Below are 18,106 nucleotides of genomic sequence, written 5' to 3'. Positions count from 1 at the left end.
CCCCATCCGTGAGGGCAGCTCGACAGGGGCCGAACAGAACACCATTGCCGCCCTGGTTGTCGCCGTCGCGTCCACTCGACCCGTGGCTCGTGGCGTCAGAGCTCCCGCTCGGCGGAAGCTAGCTGCTCGTCACTGCGCACACTTCCACCTCCCGCGCCTCCACCTCGCGGGGCAGGGCCACCTCGCGGGGCAGGGCCACCTCGCGGGGCAGGTCACAGTCGTGAGGGCCGGGCGAAGCCGGGCCCCCGGCGGCGGGGATACGGTGAGGGTGTGGCGCTCTCGCTGGCTTTCTCGCCCTGCCCCAACGACACGTTCGTCTTCCACGCCCTGGTGCACGGTCTCGTGCCCGGCGCACCGCCGGTCGATGTCACGTACGCCGACGTGGACGTCACCAACACGGCCGCCGAACGGGGTGCGTTCGACCTGGTCAAGGTGAGCTACGCGGCGCTGCCGTGGCTGCTGGACGACTACCACCTGCTGCCCTGCGGGGGCGCGCTGGGCCGCGGCTGCGGCCCGCTGGTGCTGACCCGTGGCGACCACCCCGACCGGCCTGACGGCCCCGGGCGCGCCGACCTGAGCGGTGCCACGGTGGCGGTGCCGGGCGACCGGACGACGGCGTACCTGCTCTTCCGGCTCTGGGCGGCCGACCGGCCCCCGGCGCGGATCGAGGTCGTGCCGTTCCACGAGATCATGCCGGGCGTCGCCGCCGGCCGGTACGACGCCGGGCTGGTCATCCACGAGGCCCGGTTCACCTACCCACGGCACGGCCTGACCGCCCTGGTCGACCTCGGCGAGTGGTGGGAGGCCGACACCGGCCTGCCCATCCCACTCGGGGCCATCCTGGCCCGGCGCGGCGCGGTCGACCCGGAGGCCGCAGCCGGGTGGATCCGCGAGTCGGTACGCCAGGCCTGGGCCGATCCGGCCGCCAGCCGGGAGTACGTGCTGACCCACGCCCAGGAGATGGAGCCCGACGTGGTGGACCGGCACATCGGGCTCTACGTCAACGAGTTCACCGCCGACCTGGGGGACGCGGGGTTCGCCGCCGTCGAGGCGTTGCTCGGCCGGGCCGCCGACGCCGGGCTGGTGCCTCAGACCTCCAGCTCGTTGGCGACCGCGTGGACCAGCTGAGCGATCTTCTGCGCCGTCTTGCGGTCGGGGAAGCGACCCCGGCGCAGGTCCGGCTGGACCTTCGCCTCCAGCACCTTGATCATGTCCTCGACCAGGCCGTGCAGCTCCTCGGCCGGCCGGCGACGCAACTCCGCCATCGACGGCGGGGCGTCGAGCAGCTTGACCCCCATCGCCTGCGCGCCCCGGCGGCTGTCCACCACGCTGAAGTCGATCCGCTGACCGCCCTTGAGGTCGGTGACACCCGTCGGTAGCGCGCCCTTGGGCAGGAACACGTCGCCACCCTCGTCACTGGTGACAAACCCGTATCCCTTGGCCGCGTCAAACCACTTCACTCGACCCGTCGGCACCTGAGAACCCCTGCTTCGCTTGAGCTTGAGACGTCTACCGCTCCAAGGCTAGCCGGATCATGCCGTCCAGCGCCGCCGGGAATCCGGTGAGATCATCCAGCACCACCGCCGCCCCGGCCGCGCGCAGCTCGTCGGCGGCACACGGGCCCGTGGCGACCCCGATGCCGGGTACGCCCGCCGCCCCCGCCGCCACCATGTCGGCCACGTGGTCGCCGACGTAGTGGGTCGCGCCGTGCTGCCGCAGGGCGGTCGCCTTCCCCTCCGCGAACAGGTCGCCGGCCACCTCGTCGACCACCAGGCCCAGGTGGTCGAGGTGCAGCCGGGCCAGGCGGCCGTGCTTGGCGGTGACCACCAGCACCCGCCCGCCGCGTTCGCGTACCGCGTCGATCGCGGCGACCGCCCCGGGCAGCGGGACGGTGGGTGTGATCGCGTACGCCGGATACAGCTCGCGGTACGTCCGGACGGCCTCGTCGACCTGCTCCGGCGGGAACCAGCGGGCGATCTCCGTACGCAGCGGCGGGCCGAGCCGCGCCACGGCGGCCGCCGCGTCCACGTGCACCCCCGTGCGGGCCGTCAACGCCCGGAACGTGTCGGCGATGCCGGGACGCGAGTCGACCAGGGTCATGTCGAGGTCGAAGCCGACCGTCAGCGCTGCCATGCGGGAGAACGTACCCGCCCAACCCCCGGTCAGCCGGACGTCCGAGGGGCGGGAGGACCCTCTGCCGGGCTAGCGTGGAACGACGATGACCACCTCACTCGCCGACCACCTGCGGTCACTTCCCGACGAGTCGCTCGCCGCCCTCCTCCAGTTGCGGCCGGACCTCGTCGTACCCGTGCCGGCCGACGTCTCCGCGCTCGCCACCCGGGCCCAGTCGCGGGTCTCGGTGGCCCGCGCCCTCGACGCGCTGGACCAGTTCACCCTGCTGATGCTCGACGCCGCCCGGCTGACCCGGGACGCGGCCGAGCAGACCACCTCCACCGACGCGGTGCTCGCCATGGCGACCGCCGGGTCGCAGCCGCCCGCCCCCACCACCGTCCGCGCCGCCGTGGACCGGCTGCGCGCGCTCTTCGTGCTGTACGGCCCCGAGAGTGCCCTGCGCGTGGTGGCGAGCGTCGACGAGGTCTCCCCGTACCCGGCGGGCCTGGGTCGATCGGCGGCGGAGCTCGGCCCGCGGGCGGCGGCGCTCTGCGCGGACCCGGCGAAGCTGCGGCGGACGCTGCTGGCCGCCCCGCCCTCGGCCCGGGCGATCCTGGACCGGCTGGCCGCCGGGCCGCCGGTCGGCAGCGTGCCGGCGGGCGCGTTGCAGGCGCCCCCGCTCGGTGCGGAGGCCGACCTGCCCCCGGACCCGACGAACGGCGGCGTGCCGACCGGCTCGCCGGTGCGCTGGCTCGTCGACCACCACCTGCTGGTGCCGGTCTCCGGCGGCCGGGCCGGCGCCACGGGCACCGTCGAACTGCCCCGGGAGGTGGGCCTGCTGCTGCGCCGCGACAGCGGCCCGCTCGGCCCGCTGCGCAGCAGCCCGCCGCCCGTGGCCACGGCGCCGCGCGAGCCGAAGGCCGCCGACTCCGCCGGGGCCGGGCAGACCATGGAGGTGGTACGCCACACCGAGGCGCTGCTGGAGCAGCTCGCCGCCGAACCGGCGCCGGTGCTGCGCTCGGGCGGCCTGGGCGTCCGCGACCTGCGCCGGCTCGCCAAGGCCGTCGGGGTGGACGAGTCGACGGCGGCCCTGCTGCTGGAGGCGGCGTACGCGGGCGGGCTGGCCGGCGAGGTCGACCTGCCCGGGGCCACCACCACCCGGCACGGCGCCGACCAGCAGGTCCTGCCCACCGCCGGGTACGAGGTGTGGCGGGCGGGGACGCTCGCGCAGCGCTGGGAGCAGCTCGCCCGGGCCTGGCTGACCATGACCCGGCAGGCCGGGCTGGTCGGGCAGCGCGACGACCGGGACCGGCCGATCACGGTGCTCTCCGCCGAGGCGGAACGGGCCGGCGCGCCGGCCGCCCGACGGGCCGTGCTGGAGGTCCTCGCCGACCTGGAGCCGGCCACCGGGCCCACCCCCGGGGAGGTGCTGGCCCTGCTCGACTGGCGGGCGCCGCGGCGCAGCCGGGGGCGGGAGGCCGCGCACCGGGAGGTGCTGACCGAGGCGGCCACGCTGGGCGTGACGGGGCTGGGGGCGCTCACCTCGTACGGGCGGCTGCTGCTCGCCGACGTGACCGCCGCCGACGAGCGGGGCGGCGACGACCCGCTCGGGCTGCGGGCGGACACCGAGAGCGGCGACCCGACCAGCACCGTACGCGCGCTGGACGCGCTGCTGCCCGCCCCGGTGGACCACTTCCTCGTGCAGGCGGACCTGACCGTCGTGGTTCCCGGCCCGCCCGACCCGGCGCTGGCCGCCGAGTTGGAGGTGGTGGCGGAGCACGAGTCGGCCGGCGGGGCCAGCGTGCACCGGGTCACCCCGGCCAGCGTGCGCCGGGCCCTGGACGCCGGCTACTCGGCCGACGACCTGCACGCCCTGTTCCGCCGGCGGTCCCGCACCCCCGTCCCGCAGGGGCTGACGTACCTGGTGGACGACGTGGCCCGCAAGCACGGCGGGCTGCGCGTCGGCTCCGCCGGGGCGTACGTACGGAGCGACGACGAGGCGCTGCTGACGGAGGTGCTCGCCGACCGGCGGCTGGAGCCGCTGGCGTTGCGCCGGCTGGCGCCGACGGTGCTGTCGACGCCGTACCAGGTGGGTCGGATGCTGATGGTGCTGCGCGACGCCGGGTACGCCCCGGTGCCGGAGGACGCGAGCGGGTCGGCGGTGCTCGCCCGCCCGAAGACCCGGCGGGCCCCGGCCCGGGTGCCGGTGACGACCCGGACGGTCGACCCGCTGACCACATCGAAGCTGGCCATGCCCCGCCTGCTCGGCGTGGTGGAGCAGATCCGGCGGGGCGACGCCGCCGCCCGGGCCGCGCGACGGGCGCCGGCCATGGTCCGGGGCGGGGTCGGGCGCACCGGTCCGGCGCCGGCGCCCTCCCACAGCGACGCCCTCGCGGTGCTCCAGCAGGCGATCCGGGACCGGGCGCGGGTCTGGGTCGGGTACGTCGACGCGCACGGGGCGACCGCGTCCCGGCTCGTCCGGCCGGTCTCGATGGGCGCGGGCTACCTGCGCGCCGAGGACGACCGGACGGAGATGCTGCACACGTTCGCCCTGCACCGGATCACGGCGGCGGTACTGGAGGACTGAGCGGGTCGGGTCAGCGCCGGCTGCGGCGTACGGTCCCGACGACGGAGACGATCAGCAGCAGCGTGAACCCGGCGCCGGCCGACTCGCCGACCGAGTCGACGAAGCCCTGTTCGAGCACCAGCCAGCCGAAGAGGAACCAGCCGACGAGCACCACCGCCGCCACCCCGTACGCGACCACGGTGGCGGTGGAGACCTCCTCGACGGGCGACCGGTCGGGCGCGGGACTGTGCTCCGGTATCACTTCACGGTCGACCGTCATCTCCAGCCTCCCCGTCCGGTTCGACGCCTGGCATCCAGCGTGACACCGCCGTGGCGGGAGTGACAGGGGATAAAACCCGGATCGGACGAGTTGTGCGATGCCACGGAGGCGTGTCGGGGCGGCTCAGGTGCGCCGGGCGGCTCAGGTGCCGGGGCGCCGGCCCACCAGCACCACCTTGCTGCCGACCTTGCCCAGCTTCCAGTAGCGGACGGCGTCGCCGGGCAGCAGGTTGACGCAGCCGTGCGACCCGATCGACTTCTCGTGCAGGTAGGTCGTGGTCTGGTGGAAGCCCATGCCCTGGGTGAAGTGCTGCCAGTACGGCAGCCACACCTCGTACGGGTCGGACCACTCCTTGACGTTGCGGTAGTTGATCGTGAACGTGCCGGCGGGGGTGCGGTAGCCGGGCATGCCCGTGCGGGTGACGGTCGGCTGCACGAGCACCTTGCCGTTGCGCATGACCCAGGTGGTCTGCCGGGTCAGGTCGATGCAGAAGGTGGTGCCCGAGCCGGCCCGGCAGCGCGCCGTGTCGGTGGTGGCGAGCCGCTTCGCCACGTCGTGGGTGGTCGGCCCGGCGCGACCGTGGGCGGGGCGGATGTCGTACCGCCTCTGGAACTTCCTGATGGCGTCGCAGTCGCCGGCGGACTGCCGGCCGTCGACGGTCACCCGCCCGAACCCGCCCAGCCGGGCGAGGTACGCCTCCACCTCGCGCTGGTGCTCGCCCTGCGGGCAGCCGGCGACGGACGGCGACGCGGTGGGCTTCGTCGCGGGGCGCGTCGGCTCCGCCGTGGGGCGCGTCGGTTGCGGTGTGCTCCGCGTCGGCTTGACCTTGGGCTTCGGCGGCGCCGTGGTCGGCTGCGCCCGCTGGTCCGGCCCGGGCGTACCGCTCGCCCCCGTTACCCGCTCCGCAGCCCCGGCCGCGACGGGTCCCCCGCCCCCACCGCCACCGGCCTGCGGATCGAACGTGCACGCACCGGCACCGACCAGCGTGACCACTGCCAGGGCGACCAGCCGGCTGCTGATCCGGACATGCTTCATGCTGCCTCCCTGACAGGTGTTCCCTTTGCTAGACGTTGCGAGTACCGCTCCGGTTGCTCCAGGTGACCAGATTTTTCTGCGGTCACCCGGCTGCGTGCAACACTGGTGGGTCGGCCTGGGCGGGTCAGTCGCCTCCCGGACAGCCGGCGACCCGAGGTGGAGGAGAGGCACTGGCGTGAGCGGTGGACCCCTGATCGTGCAGTCGGACAAGACCCTGCTGCTGGAGATCGACCACCCGGATGCGCAGGCGTGCCGGATGGCCATCGCGCCCTTCGCCGAGTTGGAGCGCTCCCCGGAGCACGTGCACACCTACCGGCTGACCCCGCTCGGGCTGTGGAACGCGCGCGCCGCCGGCCACGACGCCGAGGGCGTGGTGGACTCCCTGATCAAGTACTCCCGCTACCCGGTGCCGCACGGGCTGCTGGTCGACGTGGCCGAGACGATGGACCGGTACGGCCGCCTCCAGCTCGCCAACGACCCGGCGCACGGCCTCGTCCTGCGGGCGCTGGACCGGCTGGTGCTGATCGAGGTCGCGAAGAGCAAGAAGCTCGCCGGGATGCTCGGCGCGAAGCTCGACGACGACACGATCGCGGTGCACCCGTCCGAGCGGGGCCGGCTCAAGCAGGCGCTGCTCAAGCTGGGCTGGCCGGCCGAGGACCTCGCCGGCTACGTCGACGGCGAGGCGCACCCGATCGAGCTGGCCGAGGCCGGCAAGGACGGCCGCAAGCCGTGGACGCTGCGGTCGTACCAGCGGGAGGCCGTGGAGGCGTTCTGGGCCGGCGGGTCGGGCGTCGTGGTGCTGCCGTGCGGCGCCGGCAAGACGCTGGTCGGGGCGGCGGCGATGGCCGAGGCGAAGGCGACCACCCTGATCCTCGTCACGAACACGGTGGCGGGCCGGCAGTGGAAGCGCGAGCTGATCGCGCGCACGTCGCTGACCGAGGAGGAGATCGGCGAGTACTCGGGCGAGCGCAAGGAGATCCGCCCGGTCACCATCGCCACGTACCAGGTGCTCACCTCGCGTAAGAAGGGCACGTTCACCCACCTGGACCTGTTCGGGGCCCGCGACTGGGGCCTGGTCGTCTACGACGAGGTGCACCTGCTGCCCGCGCCGATCTTCCGCTTCACCGCGGACCTCCAGGCCCGCCGCCGGCTGGGCCTCACGGCGACGCTGGTACGCGAGGACGGCCGCGAGGGCGACGTGTTCAGCCTGATCGGCCCGAAGCGGTACGACGCGCCGTGGAAGGACATCGAGCAGCAGGGCTGGATCGCCCCGGCCGAGTGCACCGAGGTACGCGTGACGCTCACCGACGCGGAGCGCATGTCGTACGCGACGGCGGAGGCCGAGGAGCGCTACCGGATGGCGGCCACCGCCCGCACGAAGCTGCCCGTGGTGAAGGCGCTGGTCGACCGGCACCCGGACGACCAGGTGCTCGTCATCGGCGGCTACATCGACCAGCTCCACCAACTCGGGGAGTACCTAGACGCGCCGATCGTGCAGGGCTCCACCACCAACAAGGAACGCGAGCGGCTCTTCGACGCGTTCCGCTCCGGCGAGGTGCGGACCCTGGTCATCTCGAAGGTCGGCAACTTCTCCATCGACCTGCCAGAGGCGGCCGTGGCGATCCAGGTGTCGGGCACGTTCGGCTCCCGGCAGGAGGAGGCGCAGCGGCTCGGCCGGGTCCTACGGCCGAAGGCCGACGGACGCCAGGCGCACTTCTACACGGTCGTCTCCCGCGACACGATCGACACCGAGTACGCGGCCCACCGGCAGCGCTTCCTGGCCGAGCAGGGGTACGCGTACACGATCGTCGACGCCGACGACGTCCTCGGCCCGAAGCTCCCGACGGTCGACTGACCCATGTTTACCGAGGCCGATTGTTGGATGTAACGCGTTCGGATTAGCCCCGACGTGCCGTTCCGGAGCGGAGCCGATCACGGTGCGCCCGTGCAGGACGAGCACCTGCACTAGCTGGGCCCGCCGCTGCCCGATCAGATCTGCGCGAAAAACGGTAACGCCACCGCCACCGTCAGTCAGGTCAATCAGAAAACGACCAAAGTTAGAGCGGGCCAAGCTTCTGAAGGCCCTCAGCGGTATCGTCTATGAAACGGCGCCACGACTCCAACTGCCGAACCGGCCCGCCTGGATCTAATTCCTCTAGGAGCCTGCGTCTGTTATACGGAAAGGCTGCCTGCAGTAATTTCCTTCGCCGACCCGCCGTCTCAGATGCGTCTGCTATTAATTCCTTGAGAAGTGCCTTAGGATCCGCAATCCGTTCGGCTTCCCTGGAGGTTGGCATGTTGAGGCGAATCCGACCATTCGGATTGCCCGCGACCTCTCTAATTAGCCTTTCATCCAGCACAAGCCAGGCTTCCGTCATCCGCACTGGCACAATTGGAACGTGGACAGCGTCCGGCGCAACTTCGATTATCGCATTCTGAATTTCAGATAAGCGGGCCTCTCGGCCGGCTCCGTCAGCGTCACGATGAATGAAAATGACATGATACTCGCCCCCCAACCGCATCAGCGCGCGAAGCTTGCCGGCTATCGTCTTGTCGGCAGTTGGCAGCAGGTCTGCGTCAGGTGTGGTCAGCTGGATTTCGACACCGCACTCGGTAGCGATTCGCTCGATGTGAACGGCAATTCCCGCGTCACTTGACCCCTCCCCAAGGAACACACCTCTGTGAATCACGCGGCATCCAGTCCCAGAGTTAGCTGCGCGCCAGGAGGCGCAACAAGGTACGGAAGTATGTCTGCCTTCGTATATGTGCCGGCCTCGCGTGCGGCCCGCCACGTATCCGAAAGTGGCCTGAGAATAAGGCCTCGCGAGGCCGTTCCATCTGGAGCGGGGCGAGTGCCTACTGACGCAAAGAGCAAGTATTCAGGGCTGACCAACTGCACGACGAACGGTGAATGAGTGTTGATGATGACTTGACGGAACGGATTATCTTCTCCCGGTGCGTCCGACGTGTCTACTGCCAACTCTTGGACCAAGCGAACCATCGAAGGAAGGTTTGCGGGATGAATCCCGTTCTCGGGCTCTTCCATGCAGAAGAGCCCTTCGGCTCCGGGATCCTCTAAAAGTACGCAGAGGGCGAGGAACCGCAGAGTTCCTTCAGACAAACTGCGTGCGGGCAATCGAAGCCCCGAACGCTCCTTGAGGTAGACCGTTAACAACTCTCGCACGTCGTCCGCCACAACTTCGATACCATGAACTGAAACCCCTGTAAGTTCCGCTAGCCGGTTCGCAACACGAGAGTAGACTCGTTGAGGATCACCGCTCGGATCAGAGGTAGCAATTCTGTAGAGCGCCCCTGGCAGATGCCTGCCATCCGCTTCCATGAAGCGCGGATCAACGAAGCGGTCCGAAGTACGAAGGGCTGACGGCTCCAACGCGAGTCTCCGCCATGACTGCATTTCACGTCGGGCCGCAAGAATCGTCGGATCGTCACTTCCGGTCACAGTACTGACAACCGTTCCAGGGGCGCGGGACGCAGCAGATGGCCGAGGCTTCCCGCGACTCCCTCCATCCTGATGTATGCTAATTACCGGCTCGCCGTGCTCTTCTGAGGTAGAGATAAACGCGACGCCGCTACGGCGCCCCTGAAGTACGCGTGAGCGGAATCTAGACGCGCTATGCGGGAATCTGAGGCGAGAGGGCGCATCACCAATGTTAATGTGCCGAAGTGCCTCCTTGAGGAGGCGAAGTCGCCCGATGCGCTCCACTCCCGTTGGGGACTGATAGCCGATCTCAAGCTCGTAACGCAGGAAGGAGATAGTTGGGCTTGCCACCCGACCGAAGTCGTCTTCAACTGTGAGTGGCACGATCATTTCCGCAGCGAATCGCATGCGACGCTCTTTCGCGTCATATCCGTTCCAAAACAGGTCGCGAGGATCACCGACACGCTCGCCATGGACACCCCTAACCTGCTGCGCCGCGTCCATCATCGGCATATCAGACAGTAAGCTCAGGAACTGGATCGCATCGAACACGTTCGACTTACCGGTACCATTTGGCCCGGCGATACATGTAAAGGCTCCGAGCTCGATGTTCAAGTCAAGCAGATTCTTGAAGCCGTCAACTTCCAGCCGTGTAAGCATGATGTCTCCTATGGGGCCGTTGGCAGCGTACCCCCAAGGAGCCACCAAGGTCACCAGACACGGGTGCCTAGGTAGCGGGTTCGCTGGCCGAGAGGGCTACATGCAAGCGTAGGGCGAGCCGGGGCAAGGGGCAGTGAGATGACGAGTGGGCCGCAGTGCGCGTCGGGAAGCAAGCCACGTCCTATTCCCTGCCAGGAGAACCCCCGAGAGCGGCGACGTCTTGTCAAGTGCAAATTGCGGAGTGGATGCGGCCGTAAGTTTTGGCTGATCATGCAGGGGGGGGACTCGGCGACGAAGACGCCGCGCCCTGGGCGGCCGACCAGCACGCCCTGCTCCCGCAACCTCGCCACCGCACGGCTGATCGTGGACTGGGAGACGTCGTACTCCGCTGCCAGCGACCGCCCGGAGGGCAGCTGCGAGCCGGGCGGATACGCCCCGTCCTTGATCTTCTTCAGCAAATCGGCGAGCAACTCGTCCATCGTGGGCGGGATAGGCACGTCAGGCCCCTTGCAGTCGGTTGGCCCGCCCAGTATCGATCGACCTTCACGGCATAGGCAACACACGTAGCACTGATGACATAGGTAACTCGGTGGCAATAGCGTCGCTCTCAGTGATGCGGTGCTGCTGCGGTCGGTTGGCGCCTCTCGTACCGGTCTCGCATCGCCGCCAAGACCCCACTCCCCCGCGCTCCCCGGCGCGGCCCTATCGCCGTACCGTCGATCGAGGCTGCGGTGGCAGGGCGGGACGGTCTCCGTCGCCCGCAACCGGCGGAGGCCGCCCCTCCACCGACGCGACCCCGACGAAGGGCGATCACCTGTGCGCAATCTGATCCGTCGGCTGACGAGCCGACGCGAGCAACGTCCTCCGGCGGACGTCGTCCGTCCGCCACGCGAGCTACGGCCGTGGCAGATCCGCGACCGGTGCTTCAACGTCCGCCGGCGCGGCCTCGACCCCGTCGAGATCCGCGCCTTCCTGCACCAAGTGGCCGACGAACTCGCCGTCGCGCAGACCGCCCTGGTCGCGGTGCAGGAGGAGAACGTACGGATCAAGAACGTGCTGCGCGCCTGGCAAAGCGCCCAGTCGACAAACCATCTCTACCGATGACCGACCGCTGGGTAATCCACCTGCCAGTCACCGCGCCCGACCTGCCCCGGGCCCGGATCCTCGCCCGGACCGCCGCCCGGGTGCTGGCGCGGCTCACCGTCCGCGTCGAGCCCGGCGGGGTCACCGTGTCGGCCGAGGACCAGCAGGGCGTACGCCATTGGGTCTTCTGCGCCCGGCCACTGCCCGGCGGCGCGCGGTGTGCGCTGCCCACCGACCACCTGCCGCCCTGCGCGAGACGGGTGCGGCCGGGCATCTGATCCGTAGTTGGTGAACCAGATCGGGAGCTTTCGCCCCAGATCCACGCGTGAGAACTGCCGTGCTCACCGTGGCCCGGATGCCGACTTCCCGATGTGGCGGGCGGTTGCGGTTCGCACTGGTACAGACGTGCGTCACGTAGAGGTCGAGCCCCACGAAGACCAGACCGCCGACGAGGTTGCCGACCGCCGTCTGAGTCTCGTTCTACATCAGGTAGTCGCCGTTGGAGAAGTCACCGCCGAGCATCAGGCCGGCAGGGAACAGGAACTTCTTCACCACGGAGTGCTCGAATCCTATGTAAAGAAGACCAGGTTCGGCATCCGCATCCCGATCACCTCCCCCAACACGGACGTCGAGATCACCGCGGCGACGACGCCGGTGGAGACCATCCAGTGGCACCGGACACCCGGATGAAGAGAGTCAGCATTCCGGCGGCTCCGTGGTCGGCGTACCCGACCGTCCGTGACTCGCCGATCAGGCCTTCCACGTGCCTGCGCAACTCGGACCGGGGCCGAGCCCAGGCCGGCAGGCCGTGGAGTCGCCGCGTGCGGCTGGACCGCAAGACAGCAACCACGTTGCTGCGATCACCGTCAGAACCAGAGCTGGACCGGCGACGGCCTCTGTCACGACAGCCCACGCCGGAAACGGGCCACCGTCGTTCGGAACGCTCACGAGGAAGCCGCCATATGCCGACCGGACGAGGATCGGACCGGTCCACAGATAGAGCAAGGTCCGGCCGGGCCTGACCCGGTGACGAACCAGCAGCCCACCGGCGGCGAACAGAACGGCCGCGCCGGTCACCGAGGTAACCACCAGCATCAGCAGCAGGACGACATCCAATCCGCCGCCGTACATCGCCTCCGCGTCGACCGCGTCACGAAGGACGATGCGGGCTCCGCTTGCTGACTGCGCGAGAGCCAGCGCACCACCGGCGAACAGCAGGAGGGAAGGACGCACGGGGCACGCTACCAAGCTGACCGGGATCGGATCGCGTCCATGGTGGACGGGGAATTCCGGCTCACCGGCGCAGGACGGTCTCCCGTTCCATGTGGGACAGCTTCTCGGGATTGCGTACGGCGTAGATTCCGGTGATGAGGCCGCCGTCGATGCGCACGGCCAGGACCGTGTCCATCTCGCCCTTGAGTTGGACGATCAGCGCCGGGTGGCCGTTGACCTGTGCCGGCCGCCACGACGTGCTGCCCGCGATCTTGCCCCACCCGCCGGCCAGCAGGCGGGCCACCTTGTCGGCTCCGAGGATGGGCCGCGGGACTGCCTGCTTGATGCCGCCACCGTCGCCGAGCAGGACCACGTCCGGCGCGAGGATGTCGAGCAGGCCCTGCAGGTCGCCGGTCTCGACCGCCCGCTGGAACGCGTCGAGCGCGTACCGGGTCTCGGCCGCGGAGACGACGCGGCGGGGCCGGCGCGCCGCGACGTGTGCCCGTGCCCGGTGGGCGATCTGACGGACAGCGGCGGGGTTCTTGTCGACGGCTTCGGCGATCTCGTCGTAACCGAGGTCGAACACCTCGCGCAGCACGAACACCGCCCGTTCGGTCGGTGCCAGCGTCTCCAGCACCAGCAGCATCGCCATCGAGACGCTGTCGGCCAGCGCGACGTCCTCGGCGACGTCCGGAGCGGTGAGCAGCGGCTCAGGCAGCCAGGGGCCGACGTAGGACTCCCTGCGGCGGCTGAGCGTACGCAGTCGGACGAGTGCCTGGCGGGTGGTGATGCGGACCAGGTAGGCGCGCCGGTCCCGGACCGTGCCCAGGTCGACGCCCACCCACCGCAGCCAGGTCTCCTGGAGAACATCCTCCGCGTCGGCGGCCGAGCCGAGCATCTCGTACGCGACGGTGAAGAGCAGGTTGCGGTGGGCGAGGAACGCCTCGGTGGCCGGGTCCGGGCGATCGTCGGCGGCGGTCTGCGGCGTACCCACCATGGGTGGCTCCTGTTCCTCGCGGCTGGGTCACCCATCAGATGCCGGACCGGACCGTTCTGTGACACCTCCGGTTGTGGCAGTCGTCACCCCGGCCGCGCCGTCACACGGCGCTGCACGCCGGCATCTCGTGTTCGTCCAACCGAATTCCAGGAGTGAAGGACGGAAGCATGGACGCCCGATTCAACTTGTTCGACAACAAGGTCGCCGGGAAGTTCGCCAAGCGGTTCGCGAACGCCGGCCTGGTGATCCAGCAGTCGCCGCTGCCCAAGGCCACGCAGGAGTTGGTGTCGCTGCGGGCCAGCCAGATCAACGGCTGCGGCTGGTGCATCGACATGCACACCAAGGAGGCCGCAGCGGCCGGCGAGAGCGCGGTCCGGCTCAACCTGGTCGCCGCCTGGCGCGAGTCCACCGTCTTCACCGAGGCCGAGCAGGCCGCGCTGGCGCTCGCCGAGGAGGGCACCCGGCTCGCCGACGCCTATCAGGGCGTGTCCGACGAGACCTGGGCCGAGGTGCGCAAGCACTACGACGACGATCAGGTCGCCGCGCTGGTCGCGCTGGTCGCCCTGATCAACGCGGCCAATCGCCTCGCCGTGATCGTGCATCAGCGGGGCGGCTCCTACCAGCCGGGCATGTTCGCCGCCGCGTTCGACTGAATCGAGATCAGGCCCGGGCCCGGGATCAGCCGGTCCGGGGCCGACGGTGGCGGCCGGTCGACGACCGGCCGCCACCCGCGCACTGCGTCAGCCGGCGCCGCCGGCTCGGAAGGCGACCCAGGCGTCGCTCATCCGGTCCGCCTGACCCGGCGTGAACATGTTCATGCAGGAGTCCTGCGTGTAGTCCATGAAGTTGTGGATCGGGTCCAGCCCGGGTGCGGTGCAGGTGTCCGCGCCCACCGGGCAGTTGAACTGCGGCGCCGCCTCGCGCGGGGTGTCCGCGACGAAGTCGCCGGCGGCGGAGCAGCCGTGCGCGAAGGTGTGCTCCAGCATCAGCCAGTGCCCGACCTCGTGCGTCAGCGTGTCACCGAGGGCGTACTTGCCGGCCGTGCCGCCCGGCATCGACTCGTCGAGCATGACCACACCGTCGATGTAGTCGCGGCCGTTGTTGTAGCCCTTCGGGAAGTACGCCCAGCCGAGCAGGCCGCCGCCGATGTTGGCCGCGTATACGTTGAGGGTCTCGGAGTCGCCGGTGTACAGCGCCTTCTTCATGTCGCGCTCGTTCTTGCCCGGCACGACGGTGTACCAGTTGCTGTTCACCGTCCACGTCGTGTCGACGAGGTCGAACCGGAACGGCGTGTCGGAGGCGTTGGCGGCGGTACGGCCCGCGAACGAGTCGTTGAGCACCTTCACCTGCGCCGCGATCAGGGTGTTCCACCGGGTCGTCTCGGCCGCGCTGAGCGGGTGGTCGGAGATCATGTGGAAGACCGTCGGCACGGTGACGCTGCCGTTGGCCAGGCGCGGGGCGTCCTTGATGACGCCGTAGGCCTTCGCCTCGTTCTTGGAGTACAGCTCCGGCTCCTTGGCCGTGGCGCCCTCGGCGAGCCGGGCCGCGCCGTGCCCGTGGGCGTCCGGCTCGCACTCGGCCGCGCCCGGGGAGACGGGCAAGGGCGCCGCCGACACCGCGCCGTAGGCGCCGCCGGACGCCAGGAGCGTCGCGGCGGTGGCGGTGAGGACCGCGAGTCGGAAGATGGGTCTCCTGTGCATCGGTGCACCTTTCAGGAGGATGGAGGCGGTGCGAAGTCGACGCGGGGTTGTCATGACCAGGTCGATGACGTCGTCTCCCCGGTATGAGACCACGTCGATCGCCCATGCAACAGACCTGCGGAAAGAGCCTGTTTCCCTGTAACGCCAGGGGGCCGGGGAGCGCTGATCGAAGGCGCGCGGGGCGTTCCGCGGCCCGCGCCACGCCTGTTCGGGGCGTACCGGCGAGGCTCGTTTCGTCCTTTCGGACGGCTACTGTCGGCGGACCCGGTAGTAGAGGTGGGTGACCCGGTCGCCCTCGACGACCGTCGGGTTCGACAGCTCGACGGGGGCGTCGCGGACGTGGTCGAAGAACGGCACGCCGTCGCCGAGTAGGACCGGCACCAGGTTGACCCTGATCTCGTCGAGCAGCCCGGCCGCCAGGCACTGGCGGGCGATGTTGCCCCCGTTCACCGCCACCCAGCGGTCGCCGGCCAGCTCCCTGGCCCGCGCGACGGCGGCCTCGACGCCCTCGGTCACGAAGGTGAACGGCGCGCCCGGCCGGGGCCAGCCGTCCGGCACGTGGTGGGTGACGACCACGACGGGCTTGTCCATGGGGTGCCGGCCGTCCCAGGCGTCCACGAGGTCGAACAGCCGTCGGCCGACGACCAGGGCGCCGGTGTCGTCCAGGGTGTGCCGCAGGTGCCCGGCGCTCGCCTGCGAGGTGTGGAACGTCATCTCCGGCTTGGCGGTTGCGGTGGCGACGTCGCCGTTGCCGTACCACTGGAAGAGGTGGTCGAAGCCGCTCTCGCCCGGGCCGGCGATGTAGCCGTCCAGCGACATGCTCGCCTCGGTGTAGATCCCGGCCATCTACAGCACCCGGGTGATCTGCTCGGCGGCGATCCGGGCGTCGAGCCGGGCCGGATCCAGGTTGGCGCAGAGCACCACCGACGCGCCGACGGCCAGCGGCGCCAGCAGCCAGTAGACGGGTTGCTCGTGCTCGGCGACGTCGACCAGCAGCCGGTCGCCCGCCCGCAGGTCGAGCCGCTCCGCGACGGCCAGCGCGACGCTGCCCCACTCGCGGTAGCTCGTGCCGTCGGGGCTGGCCGCGTCCGAGCTGGTCAGCGGGGCGGACGCGGGCAGCGCGTCGGTGTGCCGGCCGACCTCGGCGAGCCAGTCCAGGTAGCCCAGGGGCCGCTCCCCGCGCGGCGCGGCGCCGAGGGAGAGCACGTAGCGGTGCCGCGCCTCGGGCACGTCCTCCAGCCAGTCGTCCAGCCGCTGCGCGCTGACGAAGAGCGCGTCGTACGGCCGGTCGGCGCCCGGTTCGAGCGACGGCAGGCCGGCGGTCGCCCGGGGGCGGAACGACACCGCCACCCCGGCCGACCAGGCGCCCAGCAGCACGGCGGCGGTCTGCCAGTGCGCCGGGAGCATCACCGCCGCCCGGTCGCCGACACCGAGCCCGCACCCGTCGCGCAGCAACCCGGCGGCCCGCGCCGCCCAGCCGCCCAGCTCCGTCGCGGTCAGGTCGACCCGCTCGCCGGTCGCGTCGTCGAGGTAGGTCAGCAGGGGCCGGTCCACCTCCGCCGTCCGGCCACCGGCCAGCGGCTCCCGAACGAGGGCATCGGTCATGTTCATCTCGCACTCCTCGGCAGGCTGCGGCCACCCTACTCAACGGGCGACGGGCCGACGGGGCACCGACGCGCCGGTCCCGGGCACCCGCGCCGACACCGCGGGGGCACCGCACAGGCACTGGCACCGCACCGTGCGTGACACTCCCGGGTGCGGTGGGTCGGGCAGGCAGCGCCGCCGCACCGGCACGGGCATTGACCGGCGTTGCCACACTCGTGACGCGGACACCTCCGCCGAGGCCCAGGGAGGCTGCGTCATGCAGACAGACGAACGTGTGCCCCGGACCCGGCGGGGCGGGACGCTACGGGGCGCCGTGGCGCTGGCGGTACTGCTCGCCGGGGCGGCGCTGGCCCGGCCGGTGCCCGCCGTGGCGGACCCGCTGCCGGACCCCAACCCCACGGTGACCGCCACGGTCTGGGCGCACGCCCCGACCACGACTGAGTACCGCATCACCGGCGGCTACAGCGCCCACTCCGGCGACGGAGACGTCGTGGTGCGGCGGACCGGCACCGGGGCGTACACGGTGATGCTGGAGGGGGCGGCGACCAGCGGCGGGGTGGCGCACGCGGTGGCGTACGGGGGCGGGCCGGTCCTCTGCACGGTGGCGAGCTGGTACCGCAGCCCGATCGGCGCTCCCGACCTGCTGATCCAGGTGCGCTGCTTCGCCGCGACCGGCAGCCCGGCGGACAGCCGCTTCGTGGCCACCTTCACCAACGTCCGGCAGGTCGGTCAGGGCCGGCTGGCGTGGTTCGTCACCGACCAGGCGCAGCCGACCGGCGTACGCACGCTGCCCGCCGCCTACCGCTACGACTCGACCGGCGGGACGGTCTCCTACGAGCGCCTCGACAAGGGCCGGTACCGCTTCCTGATGAACCCGAACCCGCCCAGCGAGGGCGGGGCGATCTTCCCGGTGGCGCACGTGACCGCGCTGGGCGGCACCGCCGTGCACTGCCAGCTCGATCCGCCGGACGGGTGGGTGGTCCACTGTGCGAACGCCGCCGGAAACCCGGTGGACGCCCGCTTCGTGGTCACGTACGGCTCCCGGGTGGACCTGTTGGGCCGGGCGTTCGGGCCGCGCTTCGCCAGCGGCGTGTTCCACGGCGAGAACGTCAGCGGCACCTGGATCGGCGGCGAGAGCTACAACTCGACGATCCCGGGCTTCGGCGGCGCGACGGGCACAGTGCTCGGCACCGGCCGCTACCAGGCGCGCTTCGCCGGCACGGCCACCGGTTACGGCACCGCCTTCGTGAACTCGTTCGTGACCAGTCTCCAACGTCCGCCGCGCGGCTACTGCGTACTGGCCGGGTGGTCCCCGTCCGGGGCCGACACCGTCGTCTCGGTCAACTGCTACACCTGGCTGGGCGTGCCGGCCAACCTGAACGCGCGGATCTCGTACACCACCTGGCCGGCCGCCTGA

At 70.9% G+C, this 18,106-nt stretch carries 18 protein-coding genes and 1 pseudogene; 8 read left to right on the top strand and 11 right to left on the bottom strand.

Going from position 1 to position 18,106, the window contains the following annotated elements; genetic code table 11:
* The first annotated feature begins 270 nt into the window (after positions 1 to 270).
* Positions 271 to 1,128: a 1,4-dihydroxy-6-naphthoate synthase gene (locus tag OG989_RS09720; protein ID WP_151457670.1), complete on the top strand. Its 858-nt coding sequence runs from the start codon at positions 271 to 273 to the stop codon at positions 1,126 to 1,128.
* Here OG989_RS09720 and OG989_RS09715 read toward each other — a convergent pair.
* Together OG989_RS09715 and OG989_RS09710 are read right to left on the bottom strand one after the other, a co-directional pair.
* Positions 1,089 to 1,475 (bottom strand): cold-shock protein, encoded by a 387-nt coding sequence (locus tag OG989_RS09715; RefSeq protein WP_132231948.1) that lies wholly within the window; start codon positions 1,473 to 1,475, stop codon positions 1,089 to 1,091. The two genes, OG989_RS09720 and OG989_RS09715, sit on opposite strands and share 40 nt — an antisense overlap.
* Before the next feature lie 34 nt (positions 1,476 to 1,509).
* Positions 1,510 to 2,133, bottom strand: a complete 624-nt coding sequence (locus tag OG989_RS09710) for an HAD family hydrolase (RefSeq protein ID WP_151457672.1) — start codon at positions 2,131 to 2,133, stop codon at positions 1,510 to 1,512.
* Between the two features lie 85 nt (positions 2,134 to 2,218).
* On the opposite strand from OG989_RS09710, the gene OG989_RS09705 reads away from it, so the two are divergent.
* Positions 2,219 to 4,699: a helicase-associated domain-containing protein gene (locus OG989_RS09705; RefSeq protein ID WP_327030321.1), complete on the top strand. Its 2,481-nt coding sequence runs from the start codon at positions 2,219 to 2,221 to the stop codon at positions 4,697 to 4,699.
* 10 nt (positions 4,700 to 4,709) lie between these two features.
* On the opposite strand, the gene OG989_RS09700 is transcribed toward OG989_RS09705, so the two are convergent.
* Together OG989_RS09700 and OG989_RS09695 are read right to left on the bottom strand one after the other, a co-directional pair.
* Positions 4,710 to 4,958, bottom strand: a complete 249-nt coding sequence (locus OG989_RS09700; RefSeq protein WP_151457787.1) for a hypothetical protein — start codon at positions 4,956 to 4,958, stop codon at positions 4,710 to 4,712.
* Positions 4,959 to 5,099: 141 nt separating this feature from the next.
* Entirely contained in the window at positions 5,100 to 5,993 is an 894-nt protein-coding gene (locus OG989_RS09695) for a L,D-transpeptidase family protein (RefSeq protein ID WP_327030320.1), read from the bottom strand.
* Between the two features lie 175 nt (positions 5,994 to 6,168).
* Here OG989_RS09695 and OG989_RS09690 point away from each other — a divergent pair, with 175 nt between their 5' ends.
* The gene (locus OG989_RS09690; protein ID WP_151456858.1) at positions 6,169 to 7,848 is read left to right on the top strand and encodes a DNA repair helicase XPB; all 1,680 of its coding nucleotides are present in this window, start codon (positions 6,169 to 6,171) and stop codon (positions 7,846 to 7,848) included.
* Positions 7,849 to 8,679: 831 nt separating this feature from the next.
* On the opposite strand, the gene OG989_RS09685 is transcribed toward OG989_RS09690, so the two are convergent.
* Positions 8,680 to 10,092 (bottom strand): AAA family ATPase, encoded by a 1,413-nt coding sequence (locus OG989_RS09685; protein ID WP_327030319.1) that lies wholly within the window; start codon positions 10,090 to 10,092, stop codon positions 8,680 to 8,682.
* Positions 10,093 to 10,373: 281 nt separating this feature from the next.
* A pseudogene (locus OG989_RS09680) lies at positions 10,374 to 10,571 on the bottom strand (winged helix-turn-helix domain-containing protein); the annotation flags it as partial.
* 337 nt (positions 10,572 to 10,908) lie between these two features.
* On the opposite strand from OG989_RS09680, the gene OG989_RS09675 reads away from it, so the two are divergent.
* The 3 genes from OG989_RS09675 to OG989_RS09665 all read left to right on the top strand — a co-directional run bounded on the left by OG989_RS09675 (position 10,909) and on the right by OG989_RS09665 (position 11,865).
* Positions 10,909 to 11,196 (top strand): DivIVA domain-containing protein, encoded by a 288-nt coding sequence (locus OG989_RS09675; protein ID WP_442791921.1) that lies wholly within the window; start codon positions 10,909 to 10,911, stop codon positions 11,194 to 11,196.
* The gene (locus OG989_RS09670) at positions 11,193 to 11,453 is read left to right on the top strand and encodes a hypothetical protein (RefSeq protein ID WP_327030318.1); all 261 of its coding nucleotides are present in this window, start codon (positions 11,193 to 11,195) and stop codon (positions 11,451 to 11,453) included. The genes OG989_RS09675 and OG989_RS09670 overlap by 4 nt, the downstream gene beginning before the upstream one ends.
* Positions 11,454 to 11,580: 127 nt before the next feature.
* Complete coding sequence (locus OG989_RS09665) at positions 11,581 to 11,865, top strand: hypothetical protein (RefSeq protein ID WP_327030317.1); 285 nt, start codon at positions 11,581 to 11,583, stop codon at positions 11,863 to 11,865.
* A gap of 60 nt (positions 11,866 to 11,925) precedes the next feature.
* Here the strand turns inward: OG989_RS09665 and OG989_RS09660 are convergent, their stop codons facing one another.
* On the bottom strand, positions 11,926 to 12,408 hold the full coding sequence (locus tag OG989_RS09660) for a hypothetical protein (protein ID WP_327030316.1): 483 nt from the start codon (positions 12,406 to 12,408) through the stop codon (positions 11,926 to 11,928).
* Positions 12,409 to 12,469: 61 nt separating this feature from the next.
* Positions 12,470 to 13,384 (bottom strand): RNA polymerase sigma-70 factor, encoded by a 915-nt coding sequence (locus OG989_RS09655; RefSeq protein ID WP_327030315.1) that lies wholly within the window; start codon positions 13,382 to 13,384, stop codon positions 12,470 to 12,472.
* Between the two features lie 167 nt (positions 13,385 to 13,551).
* Here OG989_RS09655 and OG989_RS09650 point away from each other — a divergent pair, with 167 nt between their 5' ends.
* Positions 13,552 to 14,037, top strand: a complete 486-nt coding sequence (locus OG989_RS09650) for a carboxymuconolactone decarboxylase family protein (protein ID WP_327030314.1) — start codon at positions 13,552 to 13,554, stop codon at positions 14,035 to 14,037.
* Between the two features lie 87 nt (positions 14,038 to 14,124).
* Here the strand turns inward: OG989_RS09650 and OG989_RS09645 are convergent, their stop codons facing one another.
* The 3 genes from OG989_RS09645 to OG989_RS09635 form a co-directional block, all read right to left on the bottom strand.
* Positions 14,125 to 15,084, bottom strand: a complete 960-nt coding sequence (locus OG989_RS09645) for a zinc metalloprotease (RefSeq protein ID WP_151456862.1) — start codon at positions 15,082 to 15,084, stop codon at positions 14,125 to 14,127.
* Between the two features lie 249 nt (positions 15,085 to 15,333).
* Positions 15,334 to 15,930 carry a dihydrofolate reductase family protein gene (locus OG989_RS09640; protein WP_327030313.1) on the bottom strand — a complete coding sequence of 199 codons (597 nt, stop codon included), beginning with the start codon at positions 15,928 to 15,930 and terminating at the stop codon, positions 15,334 to 15,336.
* On the bottom strand, positions 15,931 to 16,695 hold the full coding sequence (locus OG989_RS09635) for a TIGR03089 family protein (protein ID WP_442791920.1): 765 nt from the start codon (positions 16,693 to 16,695) through the stop codon (positions 15,931 to 15,933).
* A gap of 250 nt (positions 16,696 to 16,945) precedes the next feature.
* Between OG989_RS09635 and OG989_RS09630 the strand changes: the two genes are divergently transcribed.
* Positions 16,946 to 18,106 carry a hypothetical protein gene (locus OG989_RS09630; RefSeq protein ID WP_327030312.1) on the top strand — a complete coding sequence of 387 codons (1,161 nt, stop codon included), beginning with the start codon at positions 16,946 to 16,948 and terminating at the stop codon, positions 18,104 to 18,106.

This window comes from Micromonospora sp. NBC_01740, from assembly GCF_035920365.1.
In the GTDB taxonomy this organism is placed as follows: domain Bacteria; phylum Actinomycetota; class Actinomycetes; order Mycobacteriales; family Micromonosporaceae; genus Micromonospora; species Micromonospora reichwaldensis.
This window is presented reverse-complemented; position numbering and strand designations above follow the sequence as displayed.

Coding starts and splice junctions, on each gene's coding strand:
- OG989_RS09630 (WP_327030312.1), top strand. CDS start 16,946: ATGCAGACAGACGAACGTGTGCCCCGGACCCGGCGGGGCGGGACGCTA.
- OG989_RS09645 (WP_151456862.1), bottom strand. CDS start 15,084: ATGCACAGGAGACCCATCTTCCGACTCGCGGTCCTCACCGCCACCGCC.
- OG989_RS09650 (WP_327030314.1), top strand. CDS start 13,552: ATGGACGCCCGATTCAACTTGTTCGACAACAAGGTCGCCGGGAAGTTC.
- OG989_RS09685 (WP_327030319.1), bottom strand. CDS start 10,092: ATGCTTACACGGCTGGAAGTTGACGGCTTCAAGAATCTGCTTGACTTG.
- OG989_RS09655 (WP_327030315.1), bottom strand. CDS start 13,384: ATGGTGGGTACGCCGCAGACCGCCGCCGACGATCGCCCGGACCCGGCC.
- OG989_RS09640 (WP_327030313.1), bottom strand. CDS start 15,930: ATGGCCGGGATCTACACCGAGGCGAGCATGTCGCTGGACGGCTACATC.
- OG989_RS09635 (WP_442791920.1), bottom strand. CDS start 16,695: ATGAACATGACCGATGCCCTCGTTCGGGAGCCGCTGGCCGGTGGCCGG.
- OG989_RS09710 (WP_151457672.1), bottom strand. CDS start 2,133: ATGGCAGCGCTGACGGTCGGCTTCGACCTCGACATGACCCTGGTCGAC.
- OG989_RS09695 (WP_327030320.1), bottom strand. CDS start 5,993: ATGAAGCATGTCCGGATCAGCAGCCGGCTGGTCGCCCTGGCAGTGGTC.
- OG989_RS09670 (WP_327030318.1), top strand. CDS start 11,193: ATGACCGACCGCTGGGTAATCCACCTGCCAGTCACCGCGCCCGACCTG.
- OG989_RS09705 (WP_327030321.1), top strand. CDS start 2,219: ATGACCACCTCACTCGCCGACCACCTGCGGTCACTTCCCGACGAGTCG.
- OG989_RS09700 (WP_151457787.1), bottom strand. CDS start 4,958: ATGACGGTCGACCGTGAAGTGATACCGGAGCACAGTCCCGCGCCCGAC.